General features: G+C 66.7%; 19 protein-coding genes and 1 pseudogene. 10 read left to right on the forward strand and 10 right to left on the reverse strand.

Going from position 1 to position 20559, the window contains the following annotated elements:
* Nucleotides 1-125: 125 nt before the first annotated feature.
* Entirely contained in the window at nt 126-1775 is a 1650-nt protein-coding gene (locus ACTMTI_RS53315) for a hypothetical protein (protein ID WP_441128728.1), read from the reverse strand.
* A gap of 158 nt (nt 1776-1933) precedes the next feature.
* Here ACTMTI_RS53315 and ACTMTI_RS53320 point away from each other — a divergent pair, with 158 nt between their 5' ends.
* Together ACTMTI_RS53320 and ACTMTI_RS53325 are read left to right on the forward strand one after the other, a co-directional pair.
* Complete coding sequence (locus tag ACTMTI_RS53320; protein WP_441128729.1) at nt 1934-2239, forward strand: hypothetical protein; 306 nt, start codon at nt 1934-1936, stop codon at nt 2237-2239.
* 45 nt (nt 2240-2284) lie between these two features.
* Complete coding sequence (locus tag ACTMTI_RS53325) at nt 2285-2713, forward strand: hypothetical protein (RefSeq protein WP_441128762.1); 429 nt, start codon at nt 2285-2287, stop codon at nt 2711-2713.
* Here the strand turns inward: ACTMTI_RS53325 and ACTMTI_RS53330 are convergent.
* Nucleotides 2665-3882, reverse strand: a complete 1218-nt coding sequence (locus tag ACTMTI_RS53330) for an HNH endonuclease (RefSeq protein ID WP_441128731.1) — start codon at nt 3880-3882, stop codon at nt 2665-2667. The two genes, ACTMTI_RS53325 and ACTMTI_RS53330, sit on opposite strands and share 49 nt — an antisense overlap.
* Nucleotides 3883-4081: 199 nt before the next feature.
* Here ACTMTI_RS53330 and ACTMTI_RS53335 point away from each other — a divergent pair, with 199 nt between their 5' ends.
* A complete protein-coding gene (locus ACTMTI_RS53335) occupies nt 4082-4624 on the forward strand; it encodes a hypothetical protein (protein WP_441128733.1) in 543 nt (180 codons plus the stop codon).
* Nucleotides 4625-4984: 360 nt separating this feature from the next.
* Nucleotides 4985-5602, forward strand: a pseudogene (locus tag ACTMTI_RS53340) (Tn3 family transposase); the annotation flags it as partial.
* Between the two features lie 489 nt (nt 5603-6091).
* On the opposite strand, the gene ACTMTI_RS53345 reads toward ACTMTI_RS53340, so the two are convergent.
* The 5 genes from ACTMTI_RS53345 to ACTMTI_RS53365 form a co-directional block, all read right to left on the reverse strand.
* A complete protein-coding gene (locus ACTMTI_RS53345) occupies nt 6092-7324 on the reverse strand; it encodes an RNA polymerase sigma factor (protein WP_441128735.1) in 1233 nt (410 codons plus the stop codon).
* Nucleotides 7321-7644, reverse strand: coding sequence for a YciI family protein (locus ACTMTI_RS53350; RefSeq protein ID WP_441128737.1), 324 nt, complete (start codon nt 7642-7644; stop codon nt 7321-7323). The genes ACTMTI_RS53345 and ACTMTI_RS53350 overlap by 4 nt, the downstream gene beginning before the upstream one ends.
* A gap of 52 nt (nt 7645-7696) precedes the next feature.
* Nucleotides 7697-8305: a dihydrofolate reductase family protein gene (locus ACTMTI_RS53355; protein WP_441128739.1), complete on the reverse strand. Its 609-nt coding sequence runs from the start codon at nt 8303-8305 to the stop codon at nt 7697-7699.
* Between the two features lie 124 nt (nt 8306-8429).
* A complete protein-coding gene (locus ACTMTI_RS53360) occupies nt 8430-9161 on the reverse strand; it encodes a hypothetical protein (RefSeq protein WP_441128740.1) in 732 nt (243 codons plus the stop codon).
* Between the two features lie 565 nt (nt 9162-9726).
* Complete coding sequence (locus ACTMTI_RS53365) at nt 9727-10725, reverse strand: quinone oxidoreductase family protein (protein ID WP_441128742.1); 999 nt, start codon at nt 10723-10725, stop codon at nt 9727-9729.
* Between the two features lie 87 nt (nt 10726-10812).
* On the opposite strand from ACTMTI_RS53365, the gene ACTMTI_RS53370 reads away from it, so the two are divergent.
* Together ACTMTI_RS53370 and ACTMTI_RS53375 are read left to right on the forward strand one after the other, a co-directional pair.
* Nucleotides 10813-11235 (forward strand): MarR family winged helix-turn-helix transcriptional regulator, encoded by a 423-nt coding sequence (locus ACTMTI_RS53370; RefSeq protein WP_441128744.1) that lies wholly within the window; start codon nt 10813-10815, stop codon nt 11233-11235.
* 642 nt (nt 11236-11877) lie between these two features.
* Nucleotides 11878-13779: a LamG-like jellyroll fold domain-containing protein gene (locus ACTMTI_RS53375; protein WP_441128746.1), complete on the forward strand. Its 1902-nt coding sequence runs from the start codon at nt 11878-11880 to the stop codon at nt 13777-13779.
* A gap of 394 nt (nt 13780-14173) precedes the next feature.
* On the opposite strand, the gene ACTMTI_RS53380 is transcribed toward ACTMTI_RS53375, so the two are convergent.
* Complete coding sequence (locus tag ACTMTI_RS53380) at nt 14174-14524, reverse strand: ArsR/SmtB family transcription factor (protein WP_441128748.1); 351 nt, start codon at nt 14522-14524, stop codon at nt 14174-14176.
* 125 nt (nt 14525-14649) lie between these two features.
* On the opposite strand from ACTMTI_RS53380, the gene ACTMTI_RS53385 reads away from it, so the two are divergent.
* Nucleotides 14650-15837, forward strand: a complete 1188-nt coding sequence (locus tag ACTMTI_RS53385; RefSeq protein WP_441128749.1) for an MFS transporter — start codon at nt 14650-14652, stop codon at nt 15835-15837.
* A 460-nt stretch (nt 15838-16297) separates the two neighbouring features.
* Here ACTMTI_RS53385 and ACTMTI_RS53390 read toward each other — a convergent pair whose 3' ends face one another.
* Nucleotides 16298-16516 (reverse strand): hypothetical protein, encoded by a 219-nt coding sequence (locus ACTMTI_RS53390; protein WP_441128751.1) that lies wholly within the window; start codon nt 16514-16516, stop codon nt 16298-16300.
* On the opposite strand from ACTMTI_RS53390, the gene ACTMTI_RS53395 reads away from it, so the two are divergent.
* On the forward strand, nt 16500-16883 hold the full coding sequence (locus tag ACTMTI_RS53395) for a hypothetical protein (protein ID WP_441128753.1): 384 nt from the start codon (nt 16500-16502) through the stop codon (nt 16881-16883). The genes ACTMTI_RS53390 and ACTMTI_RS53395 overlap by 17 nt on opposite strands.
* 247 nt (nt 16884-17130) lie before the next feature.
* A complete protein-coding gene (locus tag ACTMTI_RS53400; RefSeq protein ID WP_441128755.1) occupies nt 17131-17460 on the forward strand; it encodes an Lrp/AsnC family transcriptional regulator in 330 nt (109 codons plus the stop codon).
* 455 nt (nt 17461-17915) lie between these two features.
* Here the strand turns inward: ACTMTI_RS53400 and ACTMTI_RS53405 are convergent, their stop codons facing one another.
* Nucleotides 17916-18959, reverse strand: a complete 1044-nt coding sequence (locus tag ACTMTI_RS53405; protein WP_441128757.1) for a GlxA family transcriptional regulator — start codon at nt 18957-18959, stop codon at nt 17916-17918.
* A gap of 950 nt (nt 18960-19909) precedes the next feature.
* Here ACTMTI_RS53405 and ACTMTI_RS53410 point away from each other — a divergent pair.
* Entirely contained in the window at nt 19910-20197 is a 288-nt protein-coding gene (locus ACTMTI_RS53410) for a hypothetical protein (RefSeq protein ID WP_441128759.1), read from the forward strand.
* Nucleotides 20198-20559 lie beyond the last annotated feature (362 nt).

The following is a 20559-nucleotide window of genomic DNA, read 5'->3' on the forward strand; positions in this document are numbered from 1 at the left end:
GCTCCTGATCCAGGCGTACCTGGCGTACGTCCCCTGGCTCCTGGAACACGTCGGCGGGGCCTGGTGAGTCACCACCGGATCCCGGCCGAGGTGCCCGGCCCGGCGGCCGGGCACCGGTCATCGGGTCACTTGACGATGATCTGATGGGTGGCCTGGGCCGGTCCGGTCCCGCCGTCCCCCGCATAGCTCGCGAGGTAGCTGTACCTGCCGGCGTTGGCGGGCGTGTCGGTGAACGTGTACGTGCCGTCGGCGTTCACCCTCACCGACGGGAGCTTGACGGTCTTACCGCTGGTGCCCTTGACGTACAGGGTGCGCTGCACGGTGAGCGTGGACCCCGGAGAGGGCGGCCTGCCGCCCGCCGTCAGGACGCCGCTCAGCTCCACGGCCGTGCCGGCGACGCCGGACTGCGGCCCTGTCAGGGTGAGCGTGGCTTCGCGCTTGACCGTCACGGTGACGGAGGCGCTGCTGCGGCGGTGGCCGTCGTCGCCGTCCCAGAACACCGAGTAGATCACCTCGCCGACGTACGGCGGCAGCTCGAAGACGGGCGTGTCCTGGAAGGTGAACGTGCCGTCCTGCCGCGTCGTCACGCCGGTGATCGGCAGTTTCGTCCAGCCGGGCAGGTACTGGATCACCGTGAGCGGCTTGAGCCCGAGCGCCTCGCCGTCGGCGCGGGTGAGCCGCCCCTCGACGGTGATCGGCGAGCCGGCGTACGCGTCCGCGGGGGCCGTCACCGTGAGCTTGGTGGCCGGTAGCGCGACGCCCGTCACCCGCCACAGCAGCAGCCGGTCCGTGGAACTGCGCAGCAGCGCGAAGACGTCCGTGCCGGAGAACGCGACGCCGTCCGAGAGCAGTTCGGCGTCCGGCTGGTCGGCCGCGAACAGTTCCGCGCCCGTCGCGGCGTCGTAGAGGGTGAGGTCGGTGCTGCCCCACTGGCCTCCGGCCGCGACGTACGCGCCGTCCGAGCCGAGCGCCACGGCGGACGGGTACCCGTCCCAGCCGTCGCCGTAGGTGCCGGTCGCCGCCAGGGTCCTGGTGTCGTACCTGGTGAAGTGACCGGGGGTATCGGCCGCGCTGAACAGGGTGCCGCCGTCGGAGCTCAGGGTGAGGTCGCGCAGGGAGTCGATGCGCCACTCCTCGCCGTCGATCGTGCCGCGCAGCGCGGGGGCGCCGTCGCCGAGGTCGTAGACCAGCATGTCGGCGTGGTGCAGGGCGGTCTGGCCGACCACGAGCGTGTCGCCGGCGGCCGCGAGCACGGGAGGCCGCAGGTGCTCGCCCCCGACCGCCACGGGCGCCGGGGCGCTCGCGCTGAGATCCAGGCCGACGACGCCGCCGGGGCCGTTGTCGCATCCGTGCCCCACCCACAACCGCTCGCCCAGCAACGCCAGGGTGGACGGGCAGGGGTGGGCCGACAGGTCGATCCGGCGGGTGACGGCGAGGCTCGCGGTGTCGATCTCGGCGACCTCGTTCGAGCCGGTGAGAGCCGCGTACAGGCGGGTGCCGTCCGCGTTCACGGCCAGCTCTTGGACGCCGGGCAGGCCGGTGACGACGCCGCCGGTGAGGTTTCCGTCAGTGTCGGCCACGATGATGCGGTCGCCGGCGGGAACGAACACCCGGCCGCCGCCGACGGCTAGGTCGGCGGTGTAGGAGTCGGTGACCCCGAGGTCGGTGGTGGTGCCGGCCGCCGAGGCGGCGGGGGCCGTGACGGTGATCAGGCCGGTGATCAGGCCGGCGGCGCCGCAGTAAGCGACTAATCGGCGAACCAGGGATGGGGACACGAGAGCCTCCTGCCGGGACGGGAACATGTGTTCTAATAACGTCTCACGAGTGCTCCCACGTCAAGATCATCTGGACGCGCGACACCAAACCGTGATCAAGCACCCTCCGGCGTTCGAGACCGGGACGATTGTCGGTGCCCGCTGACATAGTCGTCGCCATGACGATTCCCCTCACGTGGGTCCGCGCCGTCCGCGGCCACGAGCTGGTGCTGGACGGGATGACCCTGCGCTGCAGGAAGACCGGCGGCCAGCTGCTGGCGTCCGTGCCCAGGGCCGTGCGGTCCAGCCGGGTCGGTGAGCAGTTCGCGGCGCTGCTTGAGCACCTGGACGGGCACAAGAAGGAGTGCCGCGCCACCGTAGAGTCATGGATGCTGAACGGGCTGCCGGTGCCTGCCGGGCTCCTCGCCGGGTGTGGCCCGACCCCTGGTGGCCGGCCTGCCTGCGGCACCTGGTGGTCCGCGTAGAGGGGGCGGGCCGAGCTGCTGAAGGAGGTGTCCGAGGACAGGCGGGTGAGCGTCAGGACGGCGGACGGCGTCCCGTACGAGTCGCCGCCCGGCGCCCCGGTGACTCCGGCGCACCCCCTCCTGCTGGACGACCCGGGGCCGTGGCGGCGGCTGCTGGCGGAGCATGACGCCGTTCAGGGCATTGAGCAGGTGAGCCGCCGGGTCCATCGCGGGCGGGAGGGCCATGACCCCGAGCTATGTGACCCCGACCCCTCAAGATCCCGAAGTGTCACTGGAGTACTAGCCGACGCCCAGTCCGTACGGGCGAAGCGCAGCGGTTCACGATCGTCGCTCTTTGACGGTGATTGCGGGGTGCAGCCCGCACCCGACCGTGACGGTTCACGTGGGTCTAGGGCGCTCTGGTGTGTCCGGCCTGAGCGACGGCGTCAGTACATGTCTCGGTGGTACGCCAAGTATTGCGGATCGATGTCGTGACCAGCGATGATGCGCAAACGGCCCCTCGACTCGCCTGCGAGCCGGTCGATCACCGTGAGGTCGTCCTTGATGGTGATCGCGCCCTGGTCGAAGAGTATGTGGTCGTTGGGGCAGAGGCACAGGAGGTTGCCTGCCACGTCGTAACCGTCGTGCGGGCTGCCGAGCGGGCGGATGTGAGCTCCCTCGGCGTACGGGCCGTGAGGGAGCAGCAGCCGAGTTCCGCAGATTTGGCATGTGTGGTCATGCAAGGTCTTGATCAGCCGTGAGAGCGCGTTGTCCCGGATGATCCGCCTGGCCGTGGTCGGGCGGCGGCCGGGAGTGCGAACATCATCGGGCCGCGGAGGCGGTTCGTTGTCGACGGCGTCCAGGCCGACGCGCGTGAGCAGTGCGTTCTGGTCCTTGTCCTGGAAGTACGTGCTCAAGAGGTACGCGCTCGCCTGGGCCCGTACTGCCTCGTTCGCCGCCACCAGGTCGTACACCCACTCGCGTAGACCGGAGATCGGCTGGTTTCGGGTCATCCACCCCAGAGGCGGGCTGCCACTGGGGTGAGGTGGCTCTCGATGATCAGGCAGAGTCCATAACTCGAAGTGCGTGAGCTTCAAGACCGGGTACTCGGGATTGGGCCTGTCGCCGTCCAAACCAAACTCCCTGATGAGAGCACTGATCTCAGCCCGAGTGACATCCCAGGGAACGAGGCGTTCCTCTCGGCGCGCGGCTCGACCGAGGGCCCACAGCAGCGTGAGCGGCTGGTGCCGCTTGGATTGACCGTTCAAGGCGGCAGTGTGGAGATTCCTGATCTTCTCGAGGAACACCCTGGCAGGCGACGCGTCCTGGTGCTGAGTGACGAGGAACCCGAGGTGGCCGAGGGTCCTGCCGACTGTGGCAGCCCCTCCGGAGAACTCCGAAGCGCGAAGTGGACGCCCGTCGACACCGCGGTGTGCCACGCCGGCGATGGGCTTGGAGTCGTATCGACGCCCATTGTGGACCACGAAGTAGTCGCGCGCCTCACGGTAGCCATACCGCTCCAGGAAGGCATCGCGGCCCAACTGGTCGTACTCCTCGATGGCCGCTAGGACCATCTCGCGATCAAGGTCGGATAAAGCCATTGGATCACGATATGTCTGGAGACTGACAGTCGTGGTGGGCCGGCCAATCCGGCTGGTTACCACAGCGGATCCCTGGGCGGCAGAGCAGCGCCCTTCGACGTCTCGTCTTGTGCTGATGCCTTCCGCGGCTTTCCTTCACCGATTTGTCGGTGGGCGTCCTGCGGCAACCAGCGATGGGCAGCAGAGTGCCCAGGACGGGAGAATCCCGGCGCCCGCAGAGGGAGTAAGCCGCATCGCTTCGTAGCGGGTTAGGGTCCGGCGTGTGGGTGTTTACCTCAGCGAAGTCACGTTCGAGAGGTGGAACAGCGAGCGGTTCCTCAAGCTCGGATCAGCGCTGGACTTCGCGCTCGCCGATCGCGGCCTGGCGCCGTTCATGCCCGAGCCGCGCGCCGCTGAGCGGACGTTCGAAGAGAAGCTGATCTGGTCCATGGACGGCTTCGGGGAACTGTGTGAGCGTGAGCTGCGCCAGGAGGATATCGATGCGGTGCTCGGCTGGAACATCCTCATTCCCGTCGAGTTCGACGGTCCCATCACCCTGCCCGTGCCGTCGATGTACGGCGACACCACGACCGTCCGCAGTGCGCATCGTGCCCGGGAGGTGATGCGGCTCTTGGCTGCGAGGGTCGGTCTTCCACCCGGTGTGCCCGTCGATCCCACCGGTCTAGCACTCACCACCTCGTTCGATCCAGCCCCACAGCTCGACAACCGCTGGCGAGACGATCCCACCATCGTCTTCTACACGGCCTTGTTCCTTCGCGCCGCCGAGTACAGCCTCCGGCACACCTGTGCTATCAGCGAAGCTTGATCGTGATCTTGGTGTGCATGGCGCAGCTGATACCGATGGCTTTGGTGATGTCGAGCTGTCGGAGGCCGGCGCGATGGCTCTGGTCCCACAGCCCGGGCGGTTGTGGGGGATTGCTGGAAACCCCAGGTGGCCCAACTCGGTTCCTGACCTGAGGAAACGCCATCAAGATCATCCCGTATATATCCCGTGATCATGGTCCTACGGCTGCATACGGGTGCGCTCGGTGACCTATCCAAGGCCTGGCAAGCAAAGACCTGCGGCTGAGAAACCGCAGGTCAGAGTGCGAAATACCTGGTGGAGAAGCGTGCCCCCGGCGAGGGACTCAGAAGTAGGGAAGAAATCACGGCATCCCCTGATGTCGACCAAAGGTTCTGGCGCGCCGCCCTGCCCGACGGGACGACACCGGCCTACGGGCCGCTGGAGGCGATCGCCCGCAACAAGATCAACCGGCAGAAGATCCATACTCGGTGGTCGGACATGACCCGGGTCGCCGGATCGCTGGTGACCAACCAGGTCCGCGCCTACGACCTGCTGCGCATGTTCGCCCGTAACGGGCGCCCGACGCCGTTGGGGCAGGCGTTCGCCGAGTACGGCCGGATCGACAACACCCTGCACCTGCTGTCGGTCCTGGACCCGATCGACGACAACTACCGGCGCAAGCTCAACAAGCAGCTCACCGTGCAGGAGTCGCGGCACCGGCTCGCTCGCAAGATCTGCCACGGGAGCAACGGGCAGATCCGCAAGGCCTACCGTGAAGGGCAAGAAGATCAACTAGCGGCTCTGGGTCTGGTCGTCAACGCGGTCGCGCTGTGGAACTCGAAGTATCTGTCGGCCGCGGTCGACCGGTTGCGCGCCGACGGCGTCCCGGTCAAGGACGAGGATGCCGCCCGGCTGTCCCCGCTCGGCCACGCCCACCTCAACGTCCTGGGCCGCTACTCCATCTCCTCCTCCACGCCGGCCGAAGGACTGCGGCAGCTCGGTGAGGTCCCCGACCTGCCCGACTTCCCGGCAGCGGCGACCTGGAGGAGGAAGGAGCGTAGATCTCCCGGGGCTCGCGGGGGCCAACCGGCCCCCGCGAGTGTGGCCCGTACTGGGACGTTCCCTTCCTGCCCGTGCTGGTCAGCCTGTCTCGGTGGCCCGGCGCTCGGGCCCAGAAGGTCAGGTAAGGAATCTTCGAGGTTTGGCGGCCTATGACACGTTGCGCGAGCAGAACCTCAGCCTGCGCGACATCGCCGCCCGGCTCGTCATCACCAGCGGCGCGAAAAAGGGCCGTCACCCCTCGGCCGCGCGGCGGCAGAGTCGCGGCCGGTCGGCAACAGGCCGCGTCTCTACGGCCGCCGCAACCCGGCGCCCCCGAATCCTGCGCCATTGCTCGGCGAGAAGGGGTGGCGTCTGAACATGTCAATAGTGCCAGTGTTCCGCGTCGCCTTTCATCGCTGTATCAAGTGCGCTCTTCAAGCGCGGGCGCTACTGCAGTTGGTCGCGGCGGCGGGTGAGGTAGGCGGTCTCGCCGGTGTTGCCGGCCAGCTCGATGGCCCGGTCGTAGGCCGCGCGTGACTGCTGACTTTGGCCCAGCCGGCGCAGCAGGTCGGCGCGGGTGGCGTGGTAGGCGTGATAGCCGGCCAACACCTCGGCGAGGCGGTCAACGATGGCCAGTGCCACCTCCGGCCCGTCGAGCTCCGCCACGGCGATGGCCCGGTTGAGGGCGATGATCGGCGAGGGGTCGAGGCGGACGAGCTGGTCGTAGAGGGCGAGGACCTGCGACCAGTCGGTGTCTCGGATGTCACGGGCGGAGGTGTGCACCGCGTTGATCGCGGCGAGGATCTGGTAGCGACCCGGAGCCACCCCGGCAGCGGCAGCGGCCAGGCGCTCGCGCACCAGCCGATGACCTTCGGCGATCAGCGCGGCGTCCCAGGCCCCACGGTCCTGCTCGTCGAGCGCGACCAGTTCGCCGTTCGCCGAGATCCGGGCGGTGCGGCGGGCCTCGGTGAGCAGCATCAGCGCCAGCAGCCCGGCCACTTCTCCGTCCTGCGGCAGGAGCGCGCGGATCAGGCGGGTGAGCCGGATCGCCTCGGTGGTCAGGTCGTGTCGTACGGGATCGGTGTCGGGGCCGCTGGCCAGGTAGCCCTCGTTGAAGACGAGGAACAGGACGGCCAGGACGCCGGAGACACGAGCCGGCAGATCGTCGGCGGACGGCATCCGATAGGGGATGCGAGCCGCCTTGATCTTGGCCTTCGCGCGGGTGATGCGCCGCTCCATGGTGGTCCCCTGCACCAGGAAGGCACGGGCGATCTCGGCCACGGTCAGACCGCCGACCATGCGCAGCGTCAGCGCCACGCGCGCTTCCATCGCCAGCGCCGGGTGACAGCAGGTGAAGATCAGCCGGAGCCGGTCGTCATCGATGGCGCCAACAGGCTCGGGCGGGTCGTCGTACGTCATCTGAGCCTCCCTGTGCTTGTCGTCGCGCTTGTTCTCACGCCGGATCCGGTCGATGGCCTTGCGGTTGGCGGTAGTGGTCAGCCAGGCGCCGGGATTGGGCGGCACGCCGTCGGCCCGCCACCGCTCCACGGCGGTCGCGAACGCCTCGGCAGCCGCCTCCTCGGCGATGTCGAGGTCACCGAAACGCCTGGTCAGGGCGGCCACTACCCGCGCCCACTCGTCGTGGTGGGCCCGGGTGATCGCCTCCTCGACGTCGCTCACAGGAACGGCCGCACCTCGACCTTCCGATCGCAGACCTTCGACGCCTCGGCGGCGAGCTTGAGCGCCACATTCAGATCGGGGGCCTCCCACACCCAGACGCCGGCGAGGTACTCCTTCGACTCCACGAAAGGCCCGTCGCTGAACACCGCATGCTCGCCCCGGTTGTCGATGACCGTGGCCGCGTCGGTGTCCGCGAGTCCGCCCGAGAAAACCCAGTAGCCCTCGGCGATCAGTCGTTCGTTGAACGCGCTGATGGCAGGCCGCCTGTCCGTGCTGCCGGGATTGCTCTTGTCATCGATCACGGAAACCAGGTACTGCATCTCAAGATCATCTCCTGTGGTGTCAAGACAGCGTGGTTCGGTGGTAGGGACTTCAGGCCGTTGCATACCGCGGGCGCCCGGCCGGCCGGTAGACCTGGATCGTCACGCCCTTCGAGTCGACCCGCGACTCGACCAGGTCGAGCGCAAGATCCGGACCGGTCTTCGGGAACAGTCTCGCGCCCTGGCCGAGGATCACCGGGATCACGATCAGAATCATCTCGTCGACCAGGTCGTTCTCCAGCAGCCACTGGGTCAGGATGCCACTGCCGTGCACCTGCAGCTCGCCCCCGGGCTTGGCCTTCAGCTCACTGATGGCCGCCGCGAGGTCACCGCGGAGAACGGTCGTGTCCTCCCAACGCGGCGCGGTGAGCGTGGTCGAGGCAACGTACTTGGAGGCCTCGTTCAAGGCCACGCCGATGGGATGTGCGCGCATCTGGTCGATTGATCCCCAGGAGCCGGCGAACAGCTCGTAGGTGCGCCGGCCGAACAAGAACGCCTCTGCGCGCTGGTAGGTCTGCGTGATGAACGTCCTGGTCTCGTCGTCGCCCTTCCCCCGGGCCCATCCGCCGCGCTCGAATCCGTTCCTGCGGTCATCCGACGCGGCGCCGTTTCCCTGCATCACTCCATCGATGGTGACCTGAGTCATGGTCGTCAGCTTCATGATCGCGGTTCCTTTGCCTTGGCGCCGCCCCTTGCGGGCGGCCTCACCCCTGCTACGAACACCACCGCCCCGGTCCGACACCTCCTCCTGGACTTCTTTGAGGATTTTTCCGGGACGCCGGTCGTCATCGATCCGACAGCACGACAGTGTCGCGGCGACCGCGCTCCACCTCCTCAAGTGCGCCCAGTGCGGGCAAGCTCGTGGACCAGGTCGATCGCGAAGATCCTGACCAGTGGTGGCGGGCGTCGAACGGCTCGGGCGCGTGGGCAACCTCGTCGGTGGCGTAGCCGCCGGGCGGCGGCGGCACCTTGCCGTCGCGGATCAGCGATTTGGAGAGCTTGGCGCCGGTGTCGGTGAGCACCATCGGGGTGAAGATGCGCGGCGGCGGGGCCAGGTCGGGCAGCAGGGCGAAGGCTTCGTCGACGAGCTGGCAGCCGTAGGCCGAGTCGCCGCCCTTGACCATGACCGACAGGGTGACCGGGTCGCGCATGGCCATGCGTTCCTTGACCAGGTTGCGGTACAGCGTGGCCAGGTCCGGGTAGGCGCCCGTGTCGGCGGTGACGGCCACCCCGTACGGGCCGTGATCGGTGCAGACGGCGGCGAAGTCGGCGCCGCCCGAGCCGGCCCGCACCAGCTTGGTGCGTTCGGCGCTTTTCTCGGCCCAGCCGCACTCGGGGCAGGGCAGGCGCAGGTGCACCTGGCCGTGGGAGGGGGCCAGCGGCCAGCGGATCTGCTCCAGCCGGCCGAGGGTGGCCAGGAACTCGTGCCGGAAGACGGGGTCGTGCTGCTGGGTGGTGTAGGTCTCCACCTCGTAGTCCACGCCGGTGGCCAGCACCATGCCCAAAAATGCCCACACTTTCGGCTGTGGGAGTCGTCGAGGCGTTTCATAAGCGACCACTTATGGAACACTTCACCGATCCCGCCTCCGGTACTGGTGGATTGGACCGGATTTTGGCGCTTCGGTGTCAGGAGGCAAGGGCTTCGTGATCGCGGAGCAGGCGCGAGACAGTAGCCGGGGAAGGGGGACTGGCCCTCTTCCTGCCATCAGTGATGGCGCGATGGACGGCGATCTCGCGCAGGCTGAGCCGGCACCGAGTGCACCTGGCCAAGGCCAGCATGAAATCCTTGACTGCCAGCCGCTCACCCTTCAGCGGCCGCGAGATCGTGCTTGACCGACTCCGGGTGCCGACCGCCGGCGACGTTCTGGATCGCGGGGCATGGATGGTGGAGTGCCAAGCACGGGTGGATCGTTCGCGACGAACCCCGCTAACCAGCCGCTCGTCGTTTGGCGGGATTCTCGGACAGGCTAGAACTAGCGCCTCGATCTGAAACACCCGGCCCTTGTCCACTACCAGCGTGTCAGGAAGGCTGAGCGGCGTTGATGCCGTTGACAGCCGGAGCCTCGGGCCGCTTGCCGCGTCCTATCCGACCTTGAGGGCCAGCTTCCCTACATAGTGATCGTTCAAGGCGCGATGCGCATCCTTGACTCGCTCCATCGGGAAGGTCCGGGCGACGTGGACCTCGAAGGAGCTCGCCTCGATGATCGCGTTCAGCCGATCGGCGGCGGTGCGGCTTCGATCTCCGTCGTAGTAGGACACCGTCGCACCTGGCGACGTCACGGGCAAGGGCAGGACACCGTTCGGCCAGGCGATCCGTCCCGAGCTCTTGATCGCGCGAAGAGACCGTTCGGCGGTCTCGCCTCCCGCCGTGACCAGAGCGCCATCGAGCCCGCCTGGTGCGAACTCGAAGGCCGCAGCCAGCACATCGACTTTGCGGCCGTCGATGACGTCGTCGGCACCCAGCCGCCGGGACAGGGCGACACCGTCGTCACCAGAGGCCACGGCCAACACTCGGATGCCGCTGTGCCGCGCCAGCTGCACGGCCTGGTGCCCGACGCCGCCGCTGGCCCCGAAGACCATGAGCGTCTCGTCCGGTCGCAGGCCGAGCAGATCGAGACCGCTCAGTGCGGTCAGGGCATCCCAAGCCATCGTGCCGGCCTGTTCGGTCGGTAGCCGGTCGGGCACGCGCGCCACGAACTCCGCCTCAACGACGGCGTACTCGGCGTAGAAGCCGCCACGCGTCACCGGCATCGTCGCAGCGTAGACGCGCTCGCCCACGTCGAACCGGGTGACATTGCGTCCGACCGCGGCCACCGTGCCCGCCGCGTCCCAGCCGAGGACGTAGGGGAAGGTCGACGGGATGCCGAAAACGCCGTCGTAGTGCCCCTCCCGTTCGACCGCGTCCCAGGACGCGACCCCTGCGAACTCCACCCGGATGAGAACATCGTCGTCGCCGACCTCCGGGAGCGGTATCCGGCGCGGTGAGAGTTCGTCGACTCCGCCGAACCGATCAAGGACGACCGCGTTCATCTGCGACACCACGATCGCGCCGCCCGCTGTGCGCTCGGCTCTGCTGTCCATCGGCTCTCCTCATTTGCTTGAGTGACTCAAGGGTCATTGGACCACAACTATTTGAGCGAATCAAATAACTCCTCTAAGCTGGGAGTCATGGCGCTGCCGAACGGACCCGTAGCCACCTCGTCCGAGGCCGAGGCCGTCTTGTTCGACCTGGTCGACGTATATGACCGCGCCTACGAGGCGGCCGCGGCCGAGCTGTCGCTCAGCCCGGCGCAGGCATGTGTGCTCGGGCGACTCGATGAGCGGCGCGGCATGGGGGCCTTGGCCGAGGAGCTTGGCTGCGATGCCTCCAACATCACCCAGATCGTCGTGCGTCTCGAAGCGCTCGGCCTCGTGGCCCGCGAACCGGATCCCCGGGACCGCCGCGCACGTCTCGTCGCGCGAACCCCCCGCGGAGACGAGGTCAACCACCGGTTCGTAACAGCCTTCTCCTTCGCCCGCACGGCGGTCGGACGGCTCTCACCCGACGAACAGGATCAGTTGACGGCGCTGCTGCGAAAAGCGCTCGGCTGACACGCGCCCGCAGCCCTCACCCAACCAAGGTGGATCCAACGGCTTCATGGGTGCTGGCTGCGGCAGCCTCTGGTTGTTCGCGGTCACTGCGGAGCTCGACGGAGGCAAGTTTTGCGACGATGAGCATGCTGTCAGCTGTCACGTCGGCGACGCTACGCCTTCCGCAGGATCCTCTTCTCCCGCTCTAACCAGGCGCTACATCTTCGCGGACAACCTCGCCCACCGGCCCTCCAGACGACGGAGAATCGAGGAGAAAGGTCATGCCCGCCGCCTACTGTGCCGAGGTCAGAGACACGACTGTCCCTTCTCCCATACTTGGGCTCCCTCCGTCGTAGGGGTTCTGGACAGCGAGCGACCGGCCTTGCAACGTCCCAAGTCAGAGGCCCGGCGGCCCGAATCTTCCGTATTCCCGAACCGCCGTACCCGTGGCAGAGATGCAGCGCTATTTGGCGGTAAAACAACTTATCCCCTGATAGCTGAATCAATTACTCTCGGCACGAGAGTTCAAGAGTGGCGGCCAGCAGGATCCGAGGTCAAAGGCCTTATATGAACATGTGCGCGGCCATGTACGGCGGTTTGTGCGGGCGCTCAGCCAGGGTGATCGGCGTGAACAACATCACGCGAGGTTTGTCCCGTGTTCTCGTGGGTTTGATCGTGACAGCCGGTGTGCTGACGGTCTCCCCAGCCACGGCTCACGCGGCCGACGACAATCTGGTGGCCGCCTACGGGATGGAAGAGGAGCAGGGCGGCGCCGTACTCGACATGTCCGGCAACGGTCACGACGGCAACGTGAAGGACCCGCTGCGGGTCAACGGAAAGATCGGAAAGGCGCTCCGCTTCGACAACGCCCAGGACCTGGACCGGGTCCTGGTCGTCCCGGACGCTCCCGAGCTGAGCCCGTCGTCGGCGATGACGCTGGAAGCCTGGGTGCAATCGGCCGACGATCGGCCCGACTGCCTGATCGCGGCCAAGATGATCGATCAGACGGACTTCTCCGCCGGCATCAGCATGACCAACTCGGGTTTCCGCATCGGCGGCGAGTTCCAGGGGACGTATCACGGCCCGCTCCCGGCCGGCGAATGGTTCCATCTGGCGGTGGTCTCCGACGGCGCGCGGACGCGCCTGGTCGTCAACGGCAACGAGGAGTCCTCCGCACCGGTGTCGGGAAATATCGACAGCGGCTCCGGCCCGCTGGTGATCGGCGGGCAGGGCGATCTGACCTCCTGTTTCGCTGGCATCGTGGACGAAGTGCGGCTGTACGCGCGGGCGCTGACGAACGAGGAGATCGCGCGGGACATGGTCACGGCGATCGCGCAGGACACGCGCCCGTCGGCCCCTGCGGACCTCACCGCCGACGTCAGCACCGGCGTGGCCCAGCTGTCCTGGGGCGCGGCCACGGACGACAAGGGCGTGACCGGTTACGAGATCCACCGCGACACCTCGCCGGACTTCGAGCCGTCGGACCGCACGAAGGTGGCCAAGGTGACCGGGCTCTCCTACACCGACGCCTGCGTCGAACGCGGGTGGACCTACTACTACCAGGTGGTGGCGGTGGACGCCCTCCCGCAGTACGGGCCGCCGAGCGACCTCGTCTCCGCCAAGGCCGAAGATCCCGATTGCCCGCCGACGGCCCCCAAAGTGACGGTCTACCCGCGAAAGGGCTGGGCCGAGCTGCGGCTGGGAGGTGGCTACGACGAACACGGCATCAGCGACCTCCAGGTGCACCGCTCCACGCGACCGGACTTCACCCCGAGCGCGGAGACGCTGGTGGCCAGGTTCGACCGCTGGGTATCCCAGGTCTACGATTCCGTGCCTGCGGCCGGGACCTTCTACTACCGGACGCTGGTCGTCGACACCGCCGGCCAGCCCAGCGAGCCCTCGCCGGTGACCAAGTCCGACATCTCCGCGCCGCCAGACCTGCAGACCACGATCGCCGGGGCGTACGCCATGAACGAGGGCACGGGCAAGGAGGTCGCCGACACCTCGGGCAAGGAACGGCACGGTTCGATATGGGGACCCGACATCACCTGGGCCGAGGGGAAGCACGGCAAGGCGCTGGCCTTCCGCGGTCAGGGTGCGCACGTCCACGTCTGGCCCCACCCCTCCACCGGTGCGGGGACGATCTCAGCGTGGGTGAAGCCGACGGTGGCCGGGCTCCGTCTGCCCGTGCTGAGCTGGCAGCTCAACGGTGGCGAGAAGACGCTGGGCATCCTCACGTCGCTGAATTCCAGCTATCCGACGCCGGCGGCGATGCTGGACAGGCGTCTGGTGTGGACCACGTACGCCATTGCGGAGAAACCGCTCCCCCTCGGCGAGTGGAGTCACCTCGCGGCCTCGTACGACGACGGTACAGTGCGTCTGTTCGTCAACGGCGAGCTCGTCGCGGAGGGGTTCTACACGATCCAGTTCGCCGATACCGGCAACCTCAAGATCGGCACCATGGACTACGACCTGCAGGGGACGGTGATCGACGAGGTGCGCTCCTACGACGCCGCCCTGTCCCCCGCGCAGATCAAGACCATCATGAACACCCCAATCGGCTGACAGATCTGGACAGGCCGATCGACAGTGGGCGGGACTCGGGTGAGTCCCGGCCCGCCTGCTCCCTGGACCGGCCTGCGACCTCGTGAGATCGCCGTCGGCCGGCCTCCGCTCTTGACCAGGCGCATGCCCGCGCAGGCCCCGATCCCGGTGATCTTGTGACGCGTCTTGACCCGCGTCGCTTCCGAAGTGGGGAGCCCATGGAGTCGCTATGCCCCAGGTGACGACCACTCTCTGTGACAACCGTCATTCTCAGAAGCATCGAATAGGCGACACCTGATTACGCGAGGTCGCCAGTGTGGCATCCGAAGTCGACCCGGCTGCGCCGGGAACTCAGGACGGCTCACCCGGATCCCGAGTGAGCCAGCCGCGACCAGGTCGCCCGCTGGGCAGGCGCCTACGGCACTTCGGCGGTGCTGGTGGTCGCGTTATCGCGTTTTTGGCGTTGTGCGCTCAGCACGGAGTCGAGCAGGCCGGGGAACAGGGCGTCGAGGTCCTCTCGGCGTAGTCGTACCAGCCGGGATCGGCCCTGCACTTTGGTCCACGTCACGCCGGCCTCGCGTAGCACTCGGTAGTGGTGAGACAGCGTCGTCTGATGCACGTCGATCTCAGCGCCGATCGCGTTGCAGAAGTCCTCGCCCATCCGGTCGAGCCGCTGGACGAGGTCCAGCCTCACCGGATCGGCCAGAGCGCGCAGCACCTCCACCAGCCGGATCGCCTCGGTCGCCGGCTGTGACACCTCACGCATCGCCGCCCCCTGTGTTCCGCACACTCGCACACTACCAACACATTGATACATGGACAAGCATCCATGTATCGCTTAGGCTCCCGGTCGGTACTTCCGAGCTTCCTCTGGAAAGGCGGCACCACCCGGTGTTGAAACGACTTCTGCCTCTGGCGCTGGCGACCTTCGCCGTCGGCACCGACAGCTACGTCATCGCGGGCCTGCTCCCCGCCATCGCCACAGACCTGCAGGTCTCCACTCCCGCCGCCGGGCAGCTGGTGACGGTGTTCGCCCTGGTGATGGCGCTGTCGGCGCCCGTCATGGGTGCGCTCACCGGTGGACTGGACAGGCGGGCCGCGCTGCTGATCGCGTTGAGTGTCTTCGTGGTCGGCAACGTTGTCACCGCCCTGGGCACCAGCTACGCGGTAGTGATGATCGCTCGAATCGTCACCGCGGCCGGGGCCGGGATGATCAACTCGGCCGCCTCCAGTACTGCGGGGGCCATCGCACCCCCGGAACGCCGAGGCACGGCACTGGCCTTCGTCTTGGGCGGCCTCACGCTGGCGACGGCGTTGGGCCTTCCTCTTGGCACGCTGATCGGTCGTGCCGACTGGCGCATCACCCTGTGGGCCGTCGCCGGGATCGGTCTCGTCGCGCTCCTCGGAATCGCCGCCGGCCTGCCCAAGGTGACGCTCCCCGCCGCCTCACTGAGCGGCCGGCTGCGCCCGCTCAAGCAGGGCCGGGTCCTTGCGCTGCTGGCCGTCACCACGCTGGTCTTCCTCGGCGCCTACACCCTCTACACCTACATCAGCCCGGCCCTGCAGGACGTGACAGGCGGCTCAGAATCGCTGCTCACCCTCATCCTGCTGGCCTGGGGAATCGGCGTCCTGGCCGGAAATATCATCGCAGGACGGCTGGTCGACCGGCACAACCCCGCGCACGTGCTGACCGGGCCCCTCGCCGTCGCCGCCGTCGCCCTCGCCCTCACTTCGGTGGCGACCGCCACGCTCGTGTCCACCCTGGCATGGGCCGCGATCTGGGGCGCGGCCCTGGGCGTCGTCGTCGTGCCCCAGCAACACCGGCTCATCGCCCTCAGCCCGGCCGCGGCACCGGTTCTCCTCGGCCTCAACTCCTCGGCCGTCTACGTCGGGATAGCCCTCGGCGGCGGCCTGGGCGGGCTGGCCCAGGAGTGGTTCGCCATCGTGCCCGCCGCGCTGGGGCTGATAGCCGCCGGTGTCACGACCCTGGCGCTGCTCTACCACCTGACAACCGCACGCCACGGTGCGCCCGCGGCACCTCTGCCGACCCCCTCCACCCAGGAGAAGGCCGAGGCATAACGTCCTGCGTGCCGCGCCAAGCGCCGAACTCACCGACGGAGACTGAGCCAGGCCATCGTGCCCGATGATCTGGTGTGGCCGTGCGTCAAGGTCAAGTCGTGGTATTTGCCCACGTCAGGATGCGAAATACGAGCAGTCGTCCCGTACGGGGACAGCCGCAGCCGGTTCGTATGGATCCACGACGTACAACCGAACGACCTCACCATCCCCAGGGGCGCTGCAATGGAGCACGGCCTGCGCATCTTCAAGCGGACGGTGGAGTCCTCTGAACCCCGCCCAACCGAAGATCGCCCATCTTGAGGATCAGCACTGCCTTCGCGGACCCCGAGCCCCTACGCTTTGGCTGATGAGCGCGATGTGGCAGGGAACAGCCCATTCCCTGCCACATCAAGGATCATCGGCCGGTTCCCACCTGCGCCGCCGTGAGCGCGGTCTAGGCTCGAAGCCGACACGTTCCTTGTCACATCGGCGAAGGAGTCTCGGGATGACCGCTCCCGTCGATTCGCTGCTGCCCCACCCGCAGATGGACGAGGCGGTGGAGGAGTTCCTGGCCCGACCTCAGCTGGATGCCGACACCATCCGCTCCTATCGCCAGGCGCTCGGCCGCCCGGTCACCGACCTTTGGCGCCCACATCGCCTTGGGGACGGTCTCGCCCGAGCTGGTGAGCGAGATCTTCACGCGCGCCTGGGCACACCTGTCCGCGCGAACCTGGAACCGGCACCGCTCGGCGGTGCGCTCCTTCACCACCTGGGCCGCCGGCCGTTGGCCCATCGCCGATCTGCCCGCCCTCATCGAGCGGCGCAAGGAAAGCACCGACAAGACCAAGGCGATCGCTCGTCATCGCATCACCGCCCTGTTGGCCCGCCGCGACGTCGCCCTCCGGGAGAAAACCTTCTGGCAGCTCGCCTACGAAAGCGCCGCCCGTGCCCACGAACTGCTCGGCCTGCGACATCGCCGACCTCGACCAGGCCAACAAGGGGTCATTCGTGGCTGGATGAACTACTACGGCACGTTCTACCGGACCGCGCTGAATGCCTTCCTCTAGCGCATCAACACCTACCTGGTGCGCTGGGCGCGGCGGAAGTTCAAACGGCTGCGGTCGTTCAAGAAGGCCGAACGGTGGTGGACCGGGCTCCTGCATCGGCAGCCGACCCTGTTCGCACACTGGGCCTGGATGACCGAGTTCTGACGGACTGGATGAGACGAGCGGAGTGACGAGAGATTGTCACGCTCTGTTCTGTGGGAGCCCGGAGGTGAGACTCCTCCGGGCCACCCGGCGGTGTCTGCGGCGGGTGAAGCGCCTGGAGGAAGCGGGCATCACCACCGGCTACCGAGCGACCATCAACCACGAAGTCCTCGGTGGCGGGCTGGAGGTCATCATCTCCATCGAGGTCAGCGTGAGCGATCTGAAGACCTTGGAGGAACTGGAGAATACCATCGCCGCCTACGACGAGGTCATCGAGTTCCGCCGCCTGTTCGCCACGCCTGACTACCACCTGCGTGTCCTCGTCGCCGACTACGCCGCCTACGAGGCGTTCCAAACGGGAAAGATCATCGGTATTCCCGGTGTGGCCCGGGTAATCTCCCAGCCGACCATGAAGAAGATCAAGGTTCTCGACTGATCCGGTCTCCACCCGAAGCATCATTCAGTTTTGGCGCTAGTAGGTCAGCCTCCTCCATCGCCTTGAGCAGGCTACGCGCGATGAGCGCGTTGTCGATGACGCAGCGGGATCGGCTCACCCGCGCCACGTCCAGGTCCAGTACTCCGCTTCCGTCCACCATGAACCGCTCCAGCTTTCTTGGACGCCAGCGACTTTCGCCCTTCGCAGACGCAGCCCTTACCGAAGGGCCCGGTGGCCGCTTCGGTGGCGGAAAAGCATCGTAGACTGGCGCCTTTATCACTGGTCGGAATAAGAATCACGATGACATACTTTGCATGTTCGGTCGGGCAGGCGACTGCTGGGCGCGGACGGTTCTGATCCATGTGAATGTATCGGTCGTCCGTGGTCGAGTCGAGCGGCGGGAGCGGCAGGAAGCCAACGAAGATATGCAGATCCACCTAGCCGGCCGCAAGCGCTCATTCTAATGTCTTCGCATGTATGGAGTTATCGCTCGGCGGTTGTCTTTCCACGACCTCTTGCGACCTATAGATATTGTGTTTGCTCGCAAGCGGGGCGTTGGCTTTACGGTAGGCGATCGGGGAGATGCCATGGCGTTTTGCGAATTGGGTGCGCAGGACGCTGTTGGAATGGAAACCTACTTGTTCGGCGATCTCCTGGATTGACAGGGTGCTGGTCGCCAGCAGTTCTTCTGCGAGGTCGAGTCTTTGATCGGTCAGCCATGCGTAGGGTGTGGTGCCGGTTGCGACCCGAAAGCGGCGGGCGAAGGTACGAGAGCTCATCAATGCCTGCTTGGCCAGCTCATTGACCGTCATGGGCTGACGCAGGCGGGTGCGAGCCCAGACAAGCAGGTCGGCCAGGCGGGTGTCCTCGTCGTCGGCGTATGACAGGGTCTCGGCCTCCGAAGGGCTGGGAACGTAGTGTGCCTGTCCGCTCTCGCGGCGCGGTGTGACCATCCCCTCCCTGGCCACGGCGTTGGAGACGGCTGCGCCGTGTTCGCGGCGCAGCAGGTACAAGCACATGTCGATACCGGCGGCCGCGCCGGCACCGGTGACGACCTGGCCTTCGTCGACGTACAGGGAGTCGGTTTCCACGGTGATCGCCGGGTGGCGCTGGGCCAGATGGTTGGACAGGTGCCGGTTGGTGGTGGCGTGCAGGCCGTCGAGCAGACCGGTCTCGGCCAACAGGAACGAGCCGGCGCAGTAGGCCGCGATGAGAGCCCCTCGGTGGAAGGCATCGGTGAGCGCCTTGTTGAGAGGCGCGGGCAGGCTGAGCGGTCGACGGTCGGTGGGCAGCACGATGATCAGGTCGGCGTTCGCCATCGCCTCGGGTCCGTGCTCCACACGCATGCACATGCCGAGATCCGTGCTCAGGGTGCCCGCTTGGTCGGCGCAGACGGCGAAGTCGAACCGGGGCAACCCTAGGTGGCTCCGATCGGCGAAGATGTTGCTGACCGCGCTCAGACCGAACGCACTGACCCCGCAGGGGGCGTAGGCGAGCACAGACAGGAAGGGGGTCCGTGCGTTCTTGGCGGACCTTCCAAGTGGCTGGTGGCCTTCGACCTGCCATCGCTGTATGCAGGCTTGGCGTACAGGGGACCGCGATAGTGGTCCATCTATGATCACCTTTTGGATCTCCTTCCACACGAGCCTAAGATCGCTGGCGAATGCGGCTGGTCACAGCGGAACGGCAGCCCGGCTCGTCGATGCGCGGAGAAGGCCACCGCGAGAAAGAGCCGGCTGTGTGCGATTGGCGTCGGCCCGGGGTGCCGGTCGCGGCCGGTAGGTTGCTGGGAGGCGCTCGAGGTTTACGTCACGGCTCACTTAACATGTCGAAGCCGTCGCTAGGTTGCGAGCGCCCAAGTGCCAGCCACAAGTACTTGTAGGGCTCTCGCTGCACCGGATGAACCGGGAGAGCTCGGCCGATACAGTTCCATTATCATCCCCAATATCGAACATATGTTCACAAAAGAGGGTCTCGGTCGAGATTGATCACTGTGAGTTCCCTGGTTGCTCACACTGCTCTCGTTCGTTGTCGTCCTGGCGTCGTTTCGCTGTCGTCTGATTGGTCCAGACTGCCCTCGGCAGTGAGTTCTTCTCGACTTGTCGTCGCCTCACCAGCGCCGCTTCCGTGTCCAAGCACCTTGTCTGAGTGCGTGTTTGAGAAGATCATTCATGTTTTGGGTGACGCCATGACGACGTAGCTGGTCTCGCCAGAGTGGCCGGCTACGACGCAGGCGAAACGGGCCAACAACCGCAAGCGATTCATCGTTACCGACCCCACGGTCGCGGTCATGGCATCGCCAACTGCCAGACCGCGGTATGAATCCGCCTTCCTACTCAAATAGCGCGAAACCTGTTGGCGATGGATACCTCGGGTCTGCTTGGCTTCAGGCATGGGAGTCCGCGTCTACCTAGTCGATGCCACCGTGCCTACGAGCCGACGAGGCTCCATGCATGAAGTTGCGCTGGACAGCGTCCATGATCGCTACGAGGTGCTGTCCGGCTCCATCATTCTCCACGCCTACAACTCCAGGAACATGCCGAGCCTGAGCCGCATCGATCCTTACCGTGACACTGTCTTGGAGTCCTGGGAAGCCGAGCGCCTGCTGGGAGAGTTGTCCAGGCTGCGTGACGTGCTGAGTGACGAGTCTGAGCAGGAGATGCTGAGCGAGCTCACACGGATTGCCAAAGCCTGTCATGGAAATCCCGGTTCTTGGTTGCTTTTCGAGGGTGACTGATCCGAGCGGTTCTCCGTGTGAAAGGCATCCGTGCAGACGGCAAGGCCAAGGTGGGTAATCGGCTTCAGGAGCAGACGTAACGGGGCTGGCGCAGGGCGGCTTGGCCTCGGGTTGTCAACGACGGCCGAATTTTGACCCCCTGACGACGGCCGAATTTTGACCCCCTGATGTTGTCGTTGGCTACTGCTCGTGCTCGGATCGGGCCGGTGGAACCCGGCCCAGATCCCGGTTCTTCAGCCGGTAACTGTCTCCCTTCACGACGCTCTGGCCGCCCTCCTCCTGTCACACCCCCATCGGCGACCGGCACAAGCTACTGGCCGAAGCTCCCGACCAGAGCCTCCACCCGATCCCGCTTGGCGTAC

It is taken from the genome of Nonomuraea sp. H19, assembly GCF_052068215.1.
Taxonomy (GTDB): domain Bacteria; phylum Actinomycetota; class Actinomycetes; order Streptosporangiales; family Streptosporangiaceae; genus Nonomuraea.